The organism is Bacillus sp. SA1-12 (genome assembly GCF_000981385.1).
Taxonomy (GTDB): domain Bacteria; phylum Bacillota; class Bacilli; order Bacillales; family Bacillaceae; genus Metabacillus.
The window spans coordinates 1-2,109 of the sequence record NZ_LATZ01000080.1; the positions used below are offsets into that span (position 1 = coordinate 1).

General features: G+C 35.7%; 2 protein-coding genes and 1 rRNA gene. All 3 read left to right on the plus strand.

Annotated features, from left to right (window positions below; genetic code table 11):
* The coding region (locus tag WQ54_RS34325) for a DUF6044 family protein (RefSeq protein ID WP_046585967.1) at positions 1–321 on the plus strand (321 nt) is incomplete at its 5' end.
* 16 nt (positions 322–337) lie between these two features.
* Positions 338–1,357 carry a glycosyltransferase family 2 protein gene (locus tag WQ54_RS17870; protein ID WP_046585968.1) on the plus strand — a complete coding sequence of 340 codons (1,020 nt, stop codon included), beginning with the start codon at positions 338–340 and terminating at the stop codon, positions 1,355–1,357.
* Between the two features lie 347 nt (positions 1,358–1,704).
* Positions 1,705–2,109, plus strand: a 16S ribosomal RNA gene (locus tag WQ54_RS17875); the annotation flags it as partial.

Below are 2,109 nucleotides of genomic sequence, written 5' to 3' on the forward strand. Positions count from 1 at the left end.
CTCACATACAAGTATAAGTTTAGAGAAATTATTGAAAAAGAGCTTACTAAAAACAAAACCATTAGAACTTACTTTGATGAGTGGGGAGGACGTTGTTATATTTTCACAGATGAATTGGGAAAGCATTATATGTTTAAGAAAAATTCGAAAAAAACGCTAAAAAATCTAGAGTTGAATATGGATGCCTTCAAAGAGTTGGGCGGTTTATACATTTTTTCAGCAGTTCCAATCGAAAATGCAAAAGAAAATCATCTCTTATTAGAACGTACATTTCAATCGGATTTATCAGTATGGAAAATCTATTTATATAAAGTCTTGTAAACCTGGAGGTAATGTAATGGTTGAACCTATTCTTACAATTGTAGTTCCTTGTTATAACGAAGAGGATGTTTTAGCAGAGACAATACATCAGCTTAATGATGAAATAGACTATTTAATTGAAGAACAATTGATTTCTGCCCAGAGTAAAATCTTATTTGTTGATGATGGAAGCAAAGATAAAACCTGGTCAATTATTTATAAAGAAAGTTTAATCAATCAGAAAGTACATGGACTTAAGCTTGCGAAAAATGTCGGACATCAAAACGCGCTATTTGCTGGATTGGTCACAGCAAAAAACACATCGGATTGTGTAGTCTCTATAGATGCCGATCTTCAAGATGATGTAAATAGTATTAGAGATTTTATTATAAAGTATAAAGAAGGATTTGATATTGTCTATGGAGTTCGAAAAAAGAGAGATACTGATAGTATATTCAAAAGAACCACAGCGGAAACCTTTTATAAACTAATGCGGAAAATGGGCGTTGATTTGATTTATAATCATGCAGACTATCGTTTAATGAGTAAGAGAGCAATTGGAGAATTAGAAAGATTTGAAGAAGTGAATTTGTTTTTACGAGGAATCGTACCCTTAATAGGATTTTCTTCAACCTCAGTATATTATGATCGTAAAGAACGTTTTGCAGGAGATTCAAAATATCCGTTAAAGAAAATGTTATCCTTTGCATTTGAAGGTATTACCTCTTTTTCAGTGACTCCAATCCGGTTTGTACTATTACTAGGATTTTTATCTTTTTTTACGAGCTTATTATTTGGGTCTTATTTTATAACATTAAAGTTTATTGGAGAAACGGAAACTGGATGGACTTCATTAATTACGTCAATCTGGTTAATTGGAGGTCTTCAATTAATTGCAATCGGTTTGATTGGGGAGTATATAGGAAAAATTTATAAGGAATCTAAGCGTCGTCCTAAATATTCTGTAGATATTGATACGTATAGCCTTACCCAACAATTGATTGAAAGGGACATTCATAGTAGTTCAGATGTTCCAGGTAGTAGAGAGTTGCTTTAACCATTAAATATTTTCCATAAAATACTAGTTGTAAAAAAAACAATTAATTGTTACGATATTTAACAGTCAGTAATACTTATGAAATAATGTTTGACAATATTTTTTATTATTGTTAAGATGAATATCTGTCGTTTTTAATGTTAAATACTACTTTTTCCTAATAATAAATTATAAAAAAGTAGTTGACAGGATATCGAGAAATTGGTATTATTGAATTCCGGCCTTATGATGGGCTGCGCAAGAGATTATGATCTTTGAAAACTAAACAAAACCAAGCGTGCCAACGTTAATTTCGATTAACAAAACAACGTACTAAACTAGTACATTTTATGAGCTATATCAACTCTTTATTGGAGAGTTTGATCCTGGCTCAGGACGAACGCTGGCGGCGTGCCTAATACATGCAAGTCGAGCGAATCTGAGGGAGCTTGCTCCCGAAGATTAGCGGCGGACGGGTGAGTAACACGTGGGTAACCTGCCTGTAAGATTGGGATAACTCCGGGAAACCGGAGCTAATACCGGATAACATTTCGAACCGCATGGTTCGAAGTTGAAAGGTGGCTTTTGCTACCACTTACAGATGGACCCGCGGCGCATTAGCTAGTTGGTGAGGTAACGGCTCACCAAGGCGACGATGCGTAGCCGACCTGAGAGGGTGATCGGCCACACTGGGACTGAGACACGGCCCAGACTCCTACGGGAGGCAGCAGTAGGGAATCTTCCGCAATGGACGAAAGTCTGACGGAGCAACG